Source organism: Mycobacterium parmense (assembly GCF_010730575.1).
Lineage (GTDB): Bacteria > Actinomycetota > Actinomycetes > Mycobacteriales > Mycobacteriaceae > Mycobacterium > Mycobacterium parmense.
The window spans coordinates 441,192-456,952 of the sequence record NZ_AP022614.1 but is presented as its reverse complement, the minus strand read 5'-3'; the positions used below and the strand labels follow the sequence as shown (position 1 = coordinate 456,952).

Annotated in this window: 16 protein-coding genes and 2 tRNA genes; 9 read left to right on the top strand and 9 right to left on the bottom strand. The window is 67.9% G+C overall.

Translation table 11 applies throughout. From position 1 onward, the window contains the following. Window positions 1–27: 27 nt before the first annotated feature. The 5 genes from G6N48_RS02075 to G6N48_RS02055 are packed head-to-tail and all read right to left on the bottom strand — an operon-like array spanning window position 28 to window position 6,044. Window positions 28–849: an HpcH/HpaI aldolase/citrate lyase family protein gene (locus G6N48_RS02075; protein WP_085268846.1), complete on the bottom strand. Its 822-nt coding sequence runs from the start codon at window positions 847–849 to the stop codon at window positions 28–30. Further along, a complete protein-coding gene (locus G6N48_RS02070) occupies window positions 846–1,340 on the bottom strand; it encodes a MaoC family dehydratase (protein ID WP_085268847.1) in 495 nt (164 codons plus the stop codon). The genes G6N48_RS02075 and G6N48_RS02070 overlap by 4 nt, the downstream gene beginning before the upstream one ends. Then, complete coding sequence (locus G6N48_RS02065; protein ID WP_085268848.1) at window positions 1,337–2,485, bottom strand: acyl-CoA dehydrogenase family protein; 1,149 nt, start codon at window positions 2,483–2,485, stop codon at window positions 1,337–1,339. Before G6N48_RS02065 ends, G6N48_RS02070 begins: the two co-directional genes overlap by 4 nt. Then, window positions 2,482–4,452, bottom strand: coding sequence for an acetyl/propionyl/methylcrotonyl-CoA carboxylase subunit alpha (locus G6N48_RS02060; protein ID WP_085269020.1), 1,971 nt, complete (start codon window positions 4,450–4,452; stop codon window positions 2,482–2,484). Before G6N48_RS02060 ends, G6N48_RS02065 begins: the two co-directional genes overlap by 4 nt. 5 nt (window positions 4,453–4,457) lie before the next feature. After that, window positions 4,458–6,044 (bottom strand): carboxyl transferase domain-containing protein, encoded by a 1,587-nt coding sequence (locus G6N48_RS02055; protein WP_085268849.1) that lies wholly within the window; start codon window positions 6,042–6,044, stop codon window positions 4,458–4,460. A 164-nt stretch (window positions 6,045–6,208) separates the two neighbouring features. Here G6N48_RS02055 and G6N48_RS02050 point away from each other — a divergent pair, with 164 nt between their 5' ends. Both G6N48_RS02050 and G6N48_RS02045 read left to right on the top strand, forming a co-directional pair. Beyond that, the gene (locus tag G6N48_RS02050) at window positions 6,209–6,856 is read left to right on the top strand and encodes an SACE_7040 family transcriptional regulator (RefSeq protein ID WP_085269021.1); all 648 of its coding nucleotides are present in this window, start codon (window positions 6,209–6,211) and stop codon (window positions 6,854–6,856) included. Between the two features lie 63 nt (window positions 6,857–6,919). Next, window positions 6,920–7,696, top strand: coding sequence for a hypothetical protein (locus G6N48_RS02045; protein WP_085268850.1), 777 nt, complete (start codon window positions 6,920–6,922; stop codon window positions 7,694–7,696). A 5-nt stretch (window positions 7,697–7,701) separates the two neighbouring features. Here G6N48_RS02045 and G6N48_RS02040 read toward each other — a convergent pair whose 3' ends face one another. Further along, window positions 7,702–9,030 (bottom strand): MFS transporter, encoded by a 1,329-nt coding sequence (locus G6N48_RS02040; RefSeq protein WP_085268851.1) that lies wholly within the window; start codon window positions 9,028–9,030, stop codon window positions 7,702–7,704. A gap of 80 nt (window positions 9,031–9,110) precedes the next feature. Here G6N48_RS02040 and cmrA point away from each other — a divergent pair, with 80 nt between their 5' ends. Then, a complete protein-coding gene (cmrA, locus tag G6N48_RS02035; RefSeq protein ID WP_085268852.1) occupies window positions 9,111–9,917 on the top strand; it encodes a mycolate reductase in 807 nt (268 codons plus the stop codon). A gap of 26 nt (window positions 9,918–9,943) precedes the next feature. Here the strand turns inward: cmrA and G6N48_RS02030 are convergent, their stop codons facing one another. Beyond that, window positions 9,944–11,506 carry a helicase HerA-like domain-containing protein gene (locus G6N48_RS02030; RefSeq protein WP_085268853.1) on the bottom strand — a complete coding sequence of 521 codons (1,563 nt, stop codon included), beginning with the start codon at window positions 11,504–11,506 and terminating at the stop codon, window positions 9,944–9,946. A gap of 108 nt (window positions 11,507–11,614) precedes the next feature. Here G6N48_RS02030 and orn point away from each other — a divergent pair, with 108 nt between their 5' ends. The 3 genes from orn (at window position 11,615) to G6N48_RS02015 (ending at window position 13,412) form a co-directional block, all read left to right on the top strand. After that, the gene (gene orn / locus G6N48_RS02025; protein ID WP_085268854.1) at window positions 11,615–12,262 is read left to right on the top strand and encodes an oligoribonuclease; all 648 of its coding nucleotides are present in this window, start codon (window positions 11,615–11,617) and stop codon (window positions 12,260–12,262) included. Window positions 12,263–12,314: 52 nt separating this feature from the next. After that, window positions 12,315–12,390: transfer RNA gene (locus G6N48_RS02020), tRNA-His, on the top strand. A 626-nt stretch (window positions 12,391–13,016) separates the two neighbouring features. Continuing rightward, complete coding sequence (locus tag G6N48_RS02015) at window positions 13,017–13,412, top strand: Pepco domain-containing protein (RefSeq protein ID WP_085268855.1); 396 nt, start codon at window positions 13,017–13,019, stop codon at window positions 13,410–13,412. A gap of 422 nt (window positions 13,413–13,834) precedes the next feature. Here G6N48_RS02015 and G6N48_RS02010 read toward each other — a convergent pair whose 3' ends face one another. Next, window positions 13,835–14,125: a hypothetical protein gene (locus G6N48_RS02010; RefSeq protein WP_085268856.1), complete on the bottom strand. Its 291-nt coding sequence runs from the start codon at window positions 14,123–14,125 to the stop codon at window positions 13,835–13,837. Between the two features lie 67 nt (window positions 14,126–14,192). Beyond that, window positions 14,193–14,354 carry a hypothetical protein gene (locus G6N48_RS02005; RefSeq protein WP_161494203.1) on the bottom strand — a complete coding sequence of 54 codons (162 nt, stop codon included), beginning with the start codon at window positions 14,352–14,354 and terminating at the stop codon, window positions 14,193–14,195. A gap of 117 nt (window positions 14,355–14,471) precedes the next feature. On the opposite strand from G6N48_RS02005, the gene G6N48_RS02000 reads away from it, so the two are divergent. The 3 genes from G6N48_RS02000 (at window position 14,472) to G6N48_RS01990 (ending at window position 15,663) form a co-directional block, all read left to right on the top strand. Beyond that, window positions 14,472–14,544: transfer RNA gene (locus G6N48_RS02000), tRNA-Lys, on the top strand. Between the two features lie 232 nt (window positions 14,545–14,776). After that, on the top strand, window positions 14,777–15,178 hold the full coding sequence (locus G6N48_RS01995) for a hypothetical protein (protein ID WP_232066514.1): 402 nt from the start codon (window positions 14,777–14,779) through the stop codon (window positions 15,176–15,178). Continuing rightward, window positions 15,175–15,663: a GreA/GreB family elongation factor gene (locus G6N48_RS01990; protein WP_232066513.1), complete on the top strand. Its 489-nt coding sequence runs from the start codon at window positions 15,175–15,177 to the stop codon at window positions 15,661–15,663. Before G6N48_RS01995 ends, G6N48_RS01990 begins: the two co-directional genes overlap by 4 nt. The last annotated feature ends 98 nt before the right edge of the window (window positions 15,664–15,761 follow it).

The window sequence follows — 15,761 nt, the reverse complement described above, 5'->3', positions numbered from 1 at the left end:
GCGGCGACCACGTTCGGCGCGTGGGGCTCAGGCGGGCGGCGCCTCACCCGCACGCCGCAACATGATCGCGGCGTGCTTGAGCACCGGCGAGTCGACCATCTGCCCTTCGAACGCGAACACCCCCCGCTCGGTCTTGGCGGCCGCGAGTACCCGCCGTGCCCAATCCAGCTCGTCCGCGCCGGGGCGATACGCCTCGCGCACGACGGCGACCTGGGTCGGGTGGATGCAGACCGTGCCGTCGAAACCGACCGCCACGGCGTCGTCGGCCTCGGCCCGCAACCCCTCGAGGTCGCGGATGTTCAAGTGCACCGCGTCCAGCGCGATCCGGTCGAACGCCGACGCCGCCAGCAGGGTCGCCGACCGTACGTGGCGGGCGAAGTCCCGATAGGTGCCGTCGGGCCGCCGGCTGGAGCTCCCGCCGAGCGCGGCCACCAGGTCCTCGGCGCCCCACATCAGGGCGACGGTGTTCTGAGCGGCGGCGATCTCGTTGAGGAAGACCGCGCCGCGCGGGGTCTCGATCAGCGCGATGACGTCGCGGGGCGACAGCGCCGTCACGTGCGCCGCCGACTCCGTCTTGGACAGCATCACCGTCGTGTACGCGGTGTCCGCGAGGGCCTCGATGTCGAGCGGCAGTTCGCCGGTGTCCGTCGCGTTGAGGCGAACCACGGTGCGCGCGGGGTCGAGCGGGTTGTCCCGCAACGCCTTACGGGCGGCGGGTTTGTCCGCCTGGGCCACGCCGTCCTCAAGGTCGAGGATCACCACGTCGGCCGCGGCGGCGGCCTTGGCGAACCGCTCGGGACGGTCGGCCGGGCAGAACAGCCACCCCGGGCCGACGGCACGCAGGTTCATCGGGGCCCCTCGTGTCCGGGACGCTTCTGCACCAGCGTGGTCCGCACCGCACGGGCGACGACGTCGCCGTGCTGATTGCGCCCGGTGTGCTCGAGGGTGACGATGCCTTCGCCCGGCCTGCTCTTCGACTCGCGCTTGGCGGTGCATACCGTCTCCGCGTACAGGGTGTCGCCGTGGAAAACGGGTTTGGGGAACGACACTTCAGAGAAGCCCAGGTTGGCCACGATGGTGCCCAGCGTCAGCTGCGACACCGACAACCCGACCAGGGTCGAGAGGGTGAACATGGAGTTCACCAGCCGCTCGCCCCGGAATCCGGGCTGCTCGGCCGCCCAGGCGGCGTCGAGGTGCAGCGACTGGGTGTTCATCGTCAGCGTGGTGAACAAGACGTTGTCGGCTTCGGTCACGGTGCGGCCGGGACGGTGCAGATACGTGGTGCCGATCTCGAATTCCTCGAACCACAGGCCCCGCTGCACAATCGACTCGCCCGTCATCGAAGTCCCAGCGATCGCGCGATGAGCATGAGCTGCACCTCGGTGGTGCCCTCCCCGATCTCGAGGATCTTGCTGTCGCGGTAATGCCGCGCGACCGGATACTCGTTCATGAAGCCGTAGCCGCCGTGGATCTGGGTGGCGTCGCGGGCGTTGTCCATCGCCGCCTCGGATGCGATCATCTTGGCGATCGCCGCCTCCTTCTTGAAAGGCTTGCCCGCCAGCATCTTTGCGGCGGCGTCGTAATAGGCGGTGCGCGCGACGTGCGCGCGCGCCTCCATGCGTGCGATCTTGAAGCTGATCGCCTGGTAGGAGCCGATCGGCTGACCGAACGACTGACGCTGCGTGGCGTACTTGACGCTTTCGTCGACGCAGCCCTGTGCGGCCCCGGTCGACAGCGCGGCGATCGCGATGCGCCCCTCGTCCAGGATGGACAGGAAGTTCGCATACCCGGTCCCGCGGGCACCCAACAGGTTCTCCTCCGGAACCCGGGCGTCGTCGAAGCTCAGCGGGTGGGTGTCCGAGGCGTTCCAGCCGACCTTGTTGTAGACCGGTTCGACCGTGAATCCCGGTGTGCCGCTGGGCACCACGATCGTGGAGATCTCCTTCTTGCCGTCGGCGCCGGCGCCGGTGACGGCGGTGACGGTGACCAGCGAGGTGATGTCGGTGCCCGAGTTGGTGATGAACTGCTTGTTGCCGTTGATCACCCAGTCGCCGTTGTCGAGCTTGGCCGTGGTTCGGGTGCTGCCGGCGTCCGAGCCGGCGCCCGGCTCGGTGAGCCCGAATCCCGCGAGCGCCCGGCCGGCCGTCAGGTCCGGCAGCCATTTCTGCTTCTGCTCTTCGGTGCCGAACCGGTAGATGGGCATCGCGCCGAGGCTCGCTCCGGCCTCGAGCGTGATCGCGACGGACTGGTCGACCTTGCCGAGCTCCTCGAGTGCCAGCGACAGCGCGAAGTAGTCGCCGCCCATGCCGCCGTACTCCTCGGGGAACGGCAGGCCGAACAGCCCCATCTCACCCATCTGCGCGACGACCTCGTACGGGAAGCTGTGCTCCTCATCGTGTTTGGCCGACACCGGCGCGACCACGGTGCGCGCGAACTCGGCGACCGTGGCGCGAAGATCTTCGTACTCTTTGGACAGCGTTGTCATGTTTGATCCTTGATCTGTGCCAGCACCTGATCGACTTTCACCTGATCGCCGACGGATACCAGCACCTCTACTTGTCCCGCAGCGGGCGCGGCCAGCGAGTGTTCCATCTTCATGGCCTCCACGATCACCACGACGTCTCCCTCGTTCACCTCGGCGCCGGAGTCGACCTGGACGGCGATCACATTGCCGGGCATCGGGCTGACGATCTCGGCCCGGCGTGCTCCGACGGCGCGGTGGATCTTGTGCTCCTCGGCCTCGCGCAGGTGCCAGGCGCCGCGCTCGTCGGCGATCCACAGATGCCCGTCGTCCTCGGCCCAGCGATAGTCGCGGCGCAGGCCGTCCAGCGTCACACTCAGCCGGGCATCGTCGACTCGCGCTGTCGCCGAACAGGCTTCACCGTCGCCGACCTGCACCCGGGCGGCCTCGGGCGCGCCCCACACCGAGACGGTCTCGCTGCGCTGCGAGGTCTGCATCGCGGTGCGCACCGGCGCCGCCACGGCGCCGACCCGCCAGCCGGTGGGTGCCGCCCACGGGTTGCCCTGCGCGCGAGACGCTATGGCGCACTGGCGGTAGAGCCCGCCCGCGGCGAGCACGTCGTCGGGCACCGGCGCCGGCGTGAACTCCGCCGCCCGGGCGTCCAGCAGTGCGGTGTCCAGGTCACCGGCACGCACCCGGTCGTCGGCCAGCAGGAACCGCAGGAACTCGATGTTGGTCTGGACGCCCAGCACCACGGTCTCCGCGAGTGCCCGGTCGAGCCGCACCAGCGCCTCGCCGCGGTCCGCGCCGTAGGCGATGACCTTGCTCAGCATCGGGTCGTAATCGCTGCCGACCACGGTGCCGGCCAGCAGCGAAGAGTCCACGCGCACCCCGTCACCCGACGGCTCGAACACGCGCAGCACCCGCCCGCCGGTGGGCAGGAATCCGCGCGCGGGATCCTCGGCGTAGACCCGCGCCTCGATCGCGTGGCCGCGCAACTCGATGCCGTCCTGGGCGAAGGGCAGCTTCTCGCCCGCCGCCACCCGCAGCTGCCACTCCACCAGGTCGAGGCCCGTGACCGCCTCGGTGACCGGATGTTCCACCTGAAGCCGGGTGTTCATCTCCATGAAGAAGAACTCGTCCGGGTGGTCGGCGGACACGATGAACTCCACCGTGCCCGCGCCGACGTAGTCGACGCTTCTGGCGGTGTTGCACGCCGCCGCACCGATTCGGGCGCGGGTCGCGGAATCGAGCAGCGGCGAGGGGGCCTCCTCGATCACCTTCTGGTGGCGGCGCTGCAGGCTGCATTCCCGCTCGCCGAGGTGCAGCACGCCGCCGTGCGTGTCGGCGAGAACCTGAACCTCGATGTGCCTGGGCCGCAACACAAACCGCTCGAGAAAAAGTGTGTCGTCGCCGAACGAGGATGCGGCCTCGCGGCGGGCGCCCTGCAGCGCGTCGCGCAGCCGCGCCGGGTCGTCGACCAGCCGCATGCCCTTTCCGCCGCCGCCCGCCGACGGTTTGATCAGCACCGGGTACCCCACGTCGTCGGCCGCGGTGACGAGGTCGTCGTCGGTCAGCCCCGACTCGGCGATGCCGGGGACCACCGGCACGTCGAACGCGCCGACCGCGTTCTTGGCGGTGATCTTGTCGCCCATCACCTGGATCGCCCGGGCCGGCGGTCCCACGAACACCACCCCGGCACGCTCGCAGGCGGCGGCGAATTCGGCGTTCTCGGAGAGGAACCCGTAGCCCGGGTGGATCGCCTGGGCCCCCGTCCGCGCCGCCGCGTCGAGCACCTTGGCGATGTCGAGGTAGCTCTCGCGGGCGGCGGCGGGCCCCAGCCGGATGGCCATGTCGGCCTCGAGCACGTGCCGTGCGCCGGCGTCGGGGTCGCTGTAGACGGCGACCGACCGGATGCCGAGCCGGCGCAATGTCCGCATGACACGAACCGCGATCTCGCCGCGATTGGCCACCAAGACGGTGTCGAACATGGCCATCACATCCGGAAGACGCCGTAGGAGACGGGCTGCAGGGGCGCCTGCGCGCACACCGAGAGGGCAAGCCCGACAACGGTTCTGGTGTCGGCGGGATCGATGATGCCGTCGTCCCATAGACGCGCTGTCGAGTAATACGGGTTGCCCTGGTCCTCGTACTGCGCCCGGATGGGTGCCTTGAACGCCTCCTCTTCGTCGGCCGACCACGGGGTTCCCGAGGCCGCGAGCTGCTCACCGCGCACGGTGGCCAGCACCGACGCCGCCTGCTCGCCGCCCATCACCGAGATCCGCGCGTTGGGCCACATCCACAAAAAGCGCGGCGAGTACGCCCGGCCGCACATCGAATAGTTGCCCGCCCCATAGGATCCGCCGATCACGACGGTCAGCTTGGGCACCCGTGCGCAGGCCACCGCGGTCACCATCTTGGCGCCGTGCTTGGCGATGCCGCCGGCCTCGTAGTCACGACCCACCATGAAGCCGGCGATGTTCTGCAGGAACAGCAGCGCAATGTTGCGCCTGTCGCACAACTCGATGAAATGTGCTCCCTTCAATGCCGATTCGCTGAAGAGCACACCGTTGTTCGCGATGATCCCGATCGGGTGGCCGTGGATGCGCGCGAAGCCGGTCACCAACGTCTTGCCGTAATTGGCTTTGAATTCGCTGAATTCGCCGCCGTCGACCATTCGCACGATGACCTCGTGCACGTCGTAGGGCACCCGCGGGTCCGGCGGCACGACGTCGTAGAGCTCGGTCTGCGGACATTTCGGCTCGACCGTGGGCCGTACCTCCCACGGGCTGGGCTCGCGCGGGCCGAAGGTCGCCGCAATGGCGCGGACGATCCGCAGCGCATGCTCGTCGTCGTCGGCCAGATGGTCGGTCACGCCCGAGACGCGCGAGTGCAGGTCGCCGCCGCCGAGGTCCTCGGCCGAGACGACCTCGCCGGTGGCCGCCTTGACCAACGGCGGGCCGCCGAGAAAAATCGTGCCCTGCTCGCGGACGATGACGGCCTCGTCGCTCATGGCGGGCACGTAGGCTCCGCCCGCCGTGCACGAGCCGAGTACGGCCGCTATCTGAGGAATCGCCTTGGCGCTCATGGTCGCCTGGTTGAAGAAGATGCGGCCGAAATGCTCGCGGTCGGGAAACACCTCGTCCTGGCGCGGCAGGAAGGCGCCCCCGGAGTCCACCAGGTAGATGCAGGGCAGCCGGTTGTGCAGCGCGACCTCCTGCGCGCGCAGGTGCTTCTTGACCGTCATCGGGTAATACGTCCCGCCCTTGACCGTCGCGTCGTTGGCGACGATGACGCACTCGCGCTGCGACACCCGACCGATCCCGGTGATGATCCCGGCCCCCGGCGACTCGTCGCCGTACATGCCGTCGGCGGCCAGCGGCGACAGTTCCAGGAACGGGCTGCCGGGGTCGAGCAGGCGGTCTACGCGTTCGCGGGGCAGCAACTTGCCACGGCTGACGTGGCGTTCCCGCGCGCGCGGGTTGCCGCCCAACGCCGCGGCCGCAAGCTTGTCGTTCAATTCCCCGACCAACCGCCGGTGCTCGTCGGCGAACGTCGGCGCGGTCGACACAGGCGAGCTCACCGCGGCCTCCTCGGGGTCGAGCCTCGAAAGTCAGTTAATGAGAATTAACCGGAGGAGAATACCACCGCGGACACCGCCGCGTCTAGGACGGCCCCGAAGACAAGGCCATACCGCGCGACTCCGTGCTACGTTAGTGGCGATTAACTCAAGTGACGGAGGTCGCCGTGACGGGTTCCCCCTCCGAGGGCCAAGCCGACGCCCCAAATCGCCGCAGCCAGTTGAAGTCCGACCGGCGCCTGCAGCTGCTGGCGGCCGCCGAGCGGCTGTTCGCCCAGCGAGGTTTCCTCGCGGTCCGGCTGGAGGACATCGGCGCCGCGGCCGGCGTCAGCGGTCCGGCCATCTACCGGCATTTCCCCAACAAGGAGTCGCTGCTGGTCGAGTTGCTGGTCGGCATCAGCGCCCGATTGCTCGCCGGAGCGAGGGACGTGCGGGCCCGCAACTCGGATGCGGCGGCCGCGCTCGACGGCCTCATCGACTTTCACCTCGACTTCGCCCTGGGCGAACCCGACCTGATCCGCATCCAGGACAGGGACCTGGCCCATCTGCCTCAGGCCGCCGAGCGGCAGGTACGCAAGGCACAGCGGCAATACGTCGAGGTCTGGGTGAGCGTGCTGCGGGAGGTCAACCCCGACATGGCGGAGGCCGACGCGCGGCTGACGGCGCACGCGGTGTTCGGCCTGCTGAACTCCACGCCGCACAGCATGAAATCGCCCGACAACTCGCGCGGCAAGCCCGGCCGTTCGGGGCGATCCCGCGCCGTCATGCGGGCGATGACCGTCGCCGCGCTCGAAGCCGGCAAGCAAAGCCGCTGAGGATCCGGCCGATCCGTAAGTCACCGCGCCGACGCCCGGTCCGGGTACCCTGCAAGCCATGAGGTGGACATGAACGATTCACGTCCAACCGAGCGGTTCAGTTATCCCGCGTTGGGGTCCTGGTCGCAGGAACCGTGGTACCCGCAGGACGCCGACCCGGCGTATGCCCAACCGGGGCCCTACGCACCCAGCTACGGCGGACAGGCGCCCCCGTGGGCGCCGTCGACCAACGCGACCAACCCCACCACGCAGCTGCCGGCCCACTGGCGGCAGGACCCCCCACCGTCGGGCGGGCCCCCGCCGGGGCCACCCCGCCCCCCGGGTCCCAAGGTTCCGCGCTGGCTGTGGATCGGGGCCGGCACGGCCTTGCTGCTGGTCGTCTCCCTGGTCATCGCGCTGATTCTCGCGAACGACGCCATCCGCACGCAGACGGCGGTGCCGCCGCTGCCCCCCATGCCCGAGTCCAGCCCCGCCGTCCCGCCACCGTCGGCACGCCTGACGCCCGCGCCCATCCCGGCTCCGGTCCCACCGACCGGCGGCCTGCAACCGCCCACGCGGACGACCAGGCCCGGCCCGATGCAGGACATCGTCTACAACGTCACCGGCGAAGGCCGCGCGCTCAGCATCGTCTACATCGCCACGGGCGACGTCATCCAGACCGAGTTCAACGTCGCGCTGCCGTGGACCAAAGAGGTGAGTCTGGCGCAGTCGGCCCTGCATCCGGCTAACGTCACGGTGGTCAACTTCGGCAACAACGTCACATGTTCGCTCAGCGTCGGCGGCGTCCAGGTCAGCCACCGCGTCGGGGTGGGCCTGACCATCTGTGACGCCAGGGGCTGAGCCCGCTACGACGTTTCCGCCGGGACGGCGGCGCGCGCCGGGACGCGAACCACCAGCATTCCGAGCAGACCGGCGATCAGCACCAGCGAGATTCCGCCGAGGCCGGCCCGGACGGCGACGAACACGTCGACGAAGACCGAGAACAGCCAGGGCGCCACGAACGACACCGCTCGGCCCGTCATCGTGTAGAGCCCGAACGCCACCCCTTCGCCCCCGTCCTTTGCCAGCTGCAGCAGCAACGCACGCGACGACGCCAGCGACGGCCCGACGAACACGGCAAGCAGCAGTCCGCACAGCCAGAAGGCATGCGCCCCGGACAACGCCATCATCAGGAGCTCGACGACGACGATCGCCGCCAACGACCCGACGATGACCGGCTTGGACCCGATGCGGTGGTCGACGAACCCTCCGGCCACCGCGCCGATCGCGGCCACCACGCTCGCCGCCACCCCGAACACCACCACGTCCCCCTGCGACAGGCCGTACACGTTGACCCCGAGCACCGCGCCGAAGCCGAATATCGCCGCCAGCCCGTCCCGGAACAGCGCGCTGGCCGCCAGGAAATAGACGAGGTTGCGGTTGGTGCGCCATTCGGCCCTGACCTCGGTCCACAACTTGCGGTAACCGCCCAGCATGCTGGTCGCCTGCGGGGTCTCGCCGGAGTCGGGCAACCGCTGGGCGACGAACAGCAACGGCAGTGCCAGCACCGCGAACCACGCCGCGGTCAGCAGCATCGCCGCGCGGACGTTTAGCCCGTCATGGACGGGCACCCGCAGCAGCCCGCGCACCGAGCCGCTGCCCGAGATGAAGCCCACGTAGACCAGCAGCAGCAGGACCACACTGCCGGTGAAGCCCGCGGCCGCGCCCAGACCGGAGATGCGCCCGGCCGTCTGCGGCGTGGAGATCTGACGCAGCATGGCGTTGTACGGAACGCTGGCCAGGTCACCGCACGCCGCCGTCGCCGACAGCAGCACGAGGCCCGCCCACAGGTAACCGGGGTTGTCGCGGATCAGGAACATCGCGCTGGTCGACGCGACCGCCAAGCCGCTCAGGATCGTCAGCGTCACCCGCCGCCGGTGCGGGGCCTGGACCCACACCCCGACGAGCGGCGCCAGCACGGCGATGGTCAGCCCCGAGACGGCCAGCGCGCGACCCAGCCAGCTCGCCGGTGACGTGCCACCGGACATGCCCGCTCCCACGCTGCCGGTCAGGTACACGGAGAAGACGAACGTCGCCACGATCGCGTTCATACCGAGTGAGCCGCAATCCCACAGCGCCCACGCCAGGGCGCGGGACAGCTTGGGTGTGCCCGGTGACCATCCCCGTTGACTCATGCCCGGCAGCCTATTTGTTGGGCGGGTGACCCGCCGCGCCCGGCTTCGACCGGCCGCGCCGCCTGTCTACGATTGGGCTCATGCCGGTACCAGCTCCCCGTCCCGACGCGCGCGCCGTGGTCACCGGGGCTTCGCAGAACATCGGCGAGGCGCTGGCCACCGAACTGGCCGCGCGCGGGCACAGCCTGATCGTCACCGCACGGCGCGAAGACGTGCTCAACGATCTGGCCACGCGGCTGACCGACAAGTACGGGGTGGCCGTCGACGTGCGGCCCGCCGACCTCGCCGATCCGGACCAACGGACCAAACTGTGCGACGAATTGGCCGCCCGGACCGTCTCGATCTTGTGCGCCAACGCGGGCACCGCGACGTTCGGTCCGGTCGCCGGCCTCGACCCGGCGGGCGAGAAGGCCCAGGTGCAGCTGAATGCCGTTGCGGTGCACGACCTTACGCTGGCGGTACTGCCGGGCATGATGGAGCGCAAGGCCGGCGGCATCCTGATTTCCGGTTCGGCGGCGGGCAATTCGCCGATCCCCTACAACGCCACCTACGCGGCCACCAAGGCGTTCGCCAACACGTTCAGCGAATCGTTGCGCGGCGAACTGCGCGGCTCGGGCGTGCACGTCACGCTGCTGGCGCCGGGCCCGGTGCGCACCGATCTGCCCGACGACGCCGAACGATCGCTGGTCGAGAAGCTGGTGCCGGACTTCCTGTGGATCTCGACCGAGCACACCGCCCAGATCTCCCTGGACGCGTTGGAGCGCAACAAGATGCGCGTCGTCCCGGGTTTGACGTCGAAGGCGATGTCGGTGGCCAGCGGCTACGCCCCACGCGCCATCGTGGCGCCGATCGTGGGCAGCTTCTACAAGAAGCTCGGCGGCGGCTAGGCATCGCCATCCGCAAAGCGCCGGGCTTACCTCCGGCGGCGGCCGGCGCCGAACAGGTTTCGCACCGCTTCGCGAACCGCGGTGTTGATACCGCTTTTCACGGTCGGATTGTTCAGCACTTCCTCCCATAGGCCGGGTCCTTTGGGCTCGGCCGGTGCCGGCATGGGCGGAACCGGGCCGTTCGCCGGGACCGGCGGGTAGTCGGACCGGGCGGATGGCGGCTTCGGCCCCGACGGGGTCGCGGGCAGCTGCGGCTCGCGTTCCACCGTCTGGCCGTACTTAGCTTGCAGGGGGCTGCTTTTGACCGCGGCGGCGAGCTCGTCGGCGCTTATGGCGCCCATCAGCGATCGGGGCACCCGCATGCGCGTCCACGCCACCGGTGTGGGCGCTCCCTTCTCCGAGAGCACCGTCACCACGGCCTCGCCGATTCCCAGCGACGTCAACGCCGACTCCAGTTCGTAGACATCGGTTTTCGGATATGTACGAACGGTCTTGCTGAGCGCCTTCTGGTCGTCGGGGGTGAACGCCCGTAGCGCGTGCTGGATTCGCGCGCCCAGTTGGGACAGTACGTCGTTGGGCAGGTCGGTGGGCAGCTGGGTGCAGAAGAACACCCCGACGCCCTTGGAGCGGATCAGCTTCACGGTCTGTTCCACCTGCTCGAGGAAGGCCTTGGAGGCGTCGGTGAACAACAGGTGCGCCTCGTCGAAGAAGAAGACCAGCTTGGGCTTGTTCACGTCGCCAACCTCGGGCAGGACGGTGAACAGATCGGCGAGCAACCACATCAGGAAGGTGGAGAAGATGACCGGACGCAGTGTCTGCCCGCCGAATTCGAGCAGCGAGATGGTGCCGTGCTGCTGGTCGTCGACGCGCAGCAGGTCGTTGGGGTCCAGCTTGGGCTCGCCGAAGAAGGTGTCGCCGCCCTCGCCGGCGAGGTTCACCAGCGCCCGCAGGATGACCCCCGCGGTCGTCGACGACACCCCACCCAGGTCTTTCAGGTCGGCCTTGCCCTCGTCGCCAGCCAGGTGGGTGATGACACCTCGCAGGTCGGCCAGCGTGACCAGCTCGAGACCCCGCTCGCTGGCCCAATGGAAGATCAGGCCCAGGGTCGACTCCTGAGTTGCGTTCAGGCCCAGCACCTTTGACAACAAAACGGGGCCGAAGCTGGCAACGGTCGCGCGCACCGGCACACCAACTCCCCCGGTGCCCAGCGACAAGAACTCCACCGGGAATCCCGTCGGCCGCCAATCGTCCCCGGTGTCGCGTGCCCGCGCCGCGGTCTTGTCGTTGGCCTCGCCTGGCCGCGCCAGGCCGGACAGGTCACCCTTCACGTCGGCCATCAGCACGGGCACACCCGCGGCGCTGAGCTGTTCGGCGATCAACTGCAGCGTCTTGGTCTTTCCGGTTCCGGTCGCCCCCGCGACCAGACCGTGCCGGTTGATGGTGGCCAGCGGGATGCGAATCGGCGCGGTGGGGTCGGCCGCGCCGTCGACGACAACGGTGCCAAGTTCCAGCGCTTGGCCGTCGAAGGCATAGCCGCTCGCGATCCGCTGGGCGGGCCCGTCGGAGTGACTCGCTGATTCGGTGCTCATCGTGCCGGCGTCCCTCTCCTGCGATGGTCCCGCGTCGTCGGGCAAAGCCTCACACTACTTGCCGGGCGGCGACGGGGGCAGGACGCTCGTGGGCCTAGTCTGGGCGCTGTGCGTGCCGAATTGGTGTGGATCGACTGCGAGATGACCGGGCTCGATCTGGGCACGGACAAGTTGATCGAGATCGCAGCCCTGGTCACCGACGCCGACTTGAACGTGCTCGGGGACGGCGTCGACGTGGTGATCCACACCGGAGACGACGCGCTGGCTTCGATGGTCCCCGTGGTCACCGAAATGCACACCCGCTCGGGGCTGATCGAGGAGGTCAAGGCGTCCACCGTAGATCTGGCCACCGCCGAGGCGATGGTCCTCGACTACATCGGCAAGCACGTCAAGCAGCCCAAGACGGCACCCCTGGCGGGCAACTCGATCGCCACCGACCGGTCGTTCATCGCCCGCGACATGCCCGCCCTCGACGCGTTCCTGCACTACCGCATGATCGACGTCAGCTCGATCAAGGAGCTGTGCCGACGCTGGTACCCGCGGATCTACTTCGGCCAGCCGGCCAAGGGCCTTTCGCACCGCGCCCTGGCCGACATCCACGAGTCCATCCGCGAATTGCGGTACTACCGGCGCACCGCCTTCGTGGCGCCGCCCGGCCCCGCCACCAGCGAAATCGAGGCTGTGGTCGCCGACCTGGAGGGGGGCCGTGACGCACCGGGCGGAATCGATTCGGACACCGAGCCACCGACGGGCTAATATCGACGTCGCCGCTCGTTGGTCCGCCTGTGCGGGCCGGCCGGCGCCGATGGTGGGTGTAGTTCAGTTGGTAGAGCGTCAGGTTGTGATCCTGAATGTCGCGGGTTCGAGTCCCGTCACTCACCCCACAGGTCAGAGGGGGTATTTAGCCCCTCTGACCTTTTTCTTTGCCGGCCTCCCGTGACGTTAGCGTGCCGTTACGGGCGGCAACATCGAGGTCCGATGGCCACGGCCGAACTCGTCGGCTTGTGGCTACATGTCTCCACGCACCTCAACGGCGACATCGACGATTGCCGCCGCGACACCTCGGCCTCTTGGCAGCGATCGCGACCCGGGAAATCCTCATTCCCCTCACTTATGAGGCGGGTAAACAACTGTCAGACATGCTGGCAAAGGTATTAATGCTCGGAGCGCCGGAAATGTATTTCCCCGCCGGCGATGCTGCCCGTTAGGATCGAATAAGCGTTTATTATGTGACGCCGCAGTTCCTGGATCGCGCCATCGACAGCATCGTTGTCGGCGTGGACTTAGCTCCAAAACCCGACCGGTCCTTCAACCCTGAGCGCCATCATCTCATCCTCGAACAACGGGGCGCCGTGACGGTGCGTGTCCAGCGTCTTTCACTCTCGCGCCGTTCACCTAGGTCCGCGGATATACCTACCGATTTACCGTGCTCCAGGGCTATCGTCGATACGCCCGGACGTCCCTTCGGGCGTTAACCGCTCTCCTCTCACACGTTCGGAGGCACGGCTACATGTCCAAGAAAGACTCGACGCCCGGAACTCTCACGCTCATGGTCGCCGCTGAAGACGACACGCTTGGCGATGACGACATGATCGATGAACATCGGGTGTACACGCCGCTACTGCAAGGCGTCGAATCCGCGTCGGTGGTCGGCTTTCTCCCTTTCAGAAGGGCTGCCCCAAAGCGGGAAGGTAAGACGAAAGACGTGGAGCTTGACAAAGTCAAAGGTCGGCTTTACGCAATCCAGGGTGAACTCGAGACTTTACTCAAGGACCTTCCGGACCTGCAGGAAAGCCCATTCCGGCTGAAAGAGGTGGAGGTCGGATTGTCTCTTAATGCCGAGGGTCATATCGGAATCGCGACCATTGGCAGTGAGATTTCCCTTTCTCTAAGATTCGCTCGGTAGGGCCGATGGATACCATTCGTTGCACGTACGAAGGACCGGCCGGCTCAGCGGGGTGCGCAGGCCATGTGCGACGGGCTTTCTTCCTAGTCCTGGCCATACCGAAACGTTAGCAGCCACTCGTGACGTTAGCTCTCCGATAGTGCCTAGTTATCAGGCCTTTTGTCCGCGCTTATCTGCAAAAAGGTGAAACTGAACAGTGCTTATGAGCTGCTAAAACATAGCGTTTCTAGCTATTGGTTGTGATCCTGAATGTCGCGGGTTCGAGTCCCGTCACTCACCCCAAGCGGAACCACCGCTCCAGCCGCACTCTCGCGGATGGGGCGGTGTCCGTTCGGGCAGTCCAGGGGCGGAATTGAGTCCGAAGCTACGCCGCTTCCGGTCATTGATATGGCGAGGGCCCGGCAAATCGAACCCGAGGGCACTCACCCGGGCGGCAACGGCCTTTTCATCGTGCAGACGATGCTCCACTCGAAATAGTGGTCCCCGCCTTTGTCGTAGTCCTTGAAGTGGCGCGCGACCTGGGCGCGCTGCACCGACGAGCCGACGATCTCCCAGCCTTGCTGTCCGTAGGCCTTCGTCAGCCGGGTCGCCTCTTCCATCACGGTGTCCAAGGATTCATGCGTGTAATGGATGAAGAAGCTGTCCCAGCGCTGCGGGTACCACTTGCCGTCGGACGCGAGCCACCAACCAGGCCCAGGCGAAGGAGTGCTCATGCCCGGGCACCCTACAACGCGCAGGTCGCACCGGAATGAATGCCAGGTGACCGACCGTGGCAAACCGTCAGCTGCCCTCCTGCGGCGACTCGAGGACGGCTGCGTCGTCCGGTCGAGCGGGTCTGGCGACTTCGGCGTCGACCATCTCGCGAGTCGAAACGGCGTCGAGCCGCGCCAGCTTGAGGGTCGCCACCGCCATCACCACGGCGGCCAGCGCCAGCGCGGCCATCCCGGCGGGGCCAGTCCGGCTCGCCCGAGCCGACCGACGGCTATCCTCGAAGAGTCTGGGATTTCGCTCAGCGGCGGGACGCCTGTTATTGTCGCTACCGCGGTCTTGGCCGTCCTAGCGCCGTTAGCTCAGTTGGTAGAGCAGCTGACTCTTAATCAGCGGGTCCGGGGTTCGAAACCCTGACGGCGCACAAAAACATTGCCGCAGCTCAAGCGATATTCCTGCCAGACGGCTCGGGCCGAAAACAGCCGGATTTCTCCGCCGTGGAGCCGAAAATCGTCCACCAGGCCTCCACGCCGCGGGCGCCACGCCGCCACAGCAAACCGGTTCGATGCCATGTCCTCGCAGGCCCACGATCCACCCTGGAATCGGGCCTGAGTAGGGGAAGCGGTCCACGTCGTTTGTGCCTAATGCTCATAGGCATGAGTAGCACCGACAACGCGCGGCGGGACCGTCTCGATCAGCGCTCGTTTCGTCTGGGCGCCGGGTTCAAGGAACAGGAACGCGAGCAGGTCCTCGAAGAGCTGTCCGCGCTGGTTCCGCACCTGGCCAGTTGGGACCCGAGCGAGGTCGAAGTCGACGTGTCCGTGCGCGAGCGCGGCGGTAAAGAGCAGCGCGTAACGCTCCGCGCGTTTCTGCCGGGCTGCCCGCCGCTCGTGGCGGTTGGATACGACCGGGATCTCATGCGGGCTCTCGCCGAAGCCAAGAGGGATCTGATCACTCAGATCGATCGGCACAAGACGGAGCGCGAACCCAAGAGCAACCGTCAGCTGCGGCGCGACACCATCCGCCGCCCGGGGTCGATCGCGGGCGCGCAGTCGTGAGCAAGCACAGCCGGGCGGCAATGCTGACGCCGGATGAGCTCGCCCTTCTCGAGGCCGAGCTGGACAAACTGAAGCGGCGGCGCGAACGCGTGGCGGCCGACCTCGACAGCATCCGGGATACGGCCGGCGACCTGGTCGACGCCGATGCGGCGGACCAGATCGGCCTCGCCGACGAACTGACCGCGATCGACGACCGGATCGCCGAAATCAACTGGCATCTGCACGGTGGGCGACCCGAGTCCGAGGTGCCGGGCGCGCTTCCGGACGGCACCGAGGTGACGCTGCGCTTCCCGGATCAGGAGCTCGTTCACCTGCGGGTGGTCGCGATCGTCGGAGACGTGCCGGTCGTGGACGAGCACACGTTGGCGCCGGACAGCCCGATGGGGCTCGCCCTGGCAGGCCACCGGCCAGGGGACGTTGTGACATTCGAGACGCCGCAGGGACCACAGCAGGTCGAGCTGGTGGCGATCCGGTATCCCGACTAAAAAGCCTCGGCGCGCACCAACAACGACGCCGCATGTTTTGCCAACTCTCGCGGGACGCGGCCCCGACCGGTACGACATACGACCGGACCCGGCGGGAA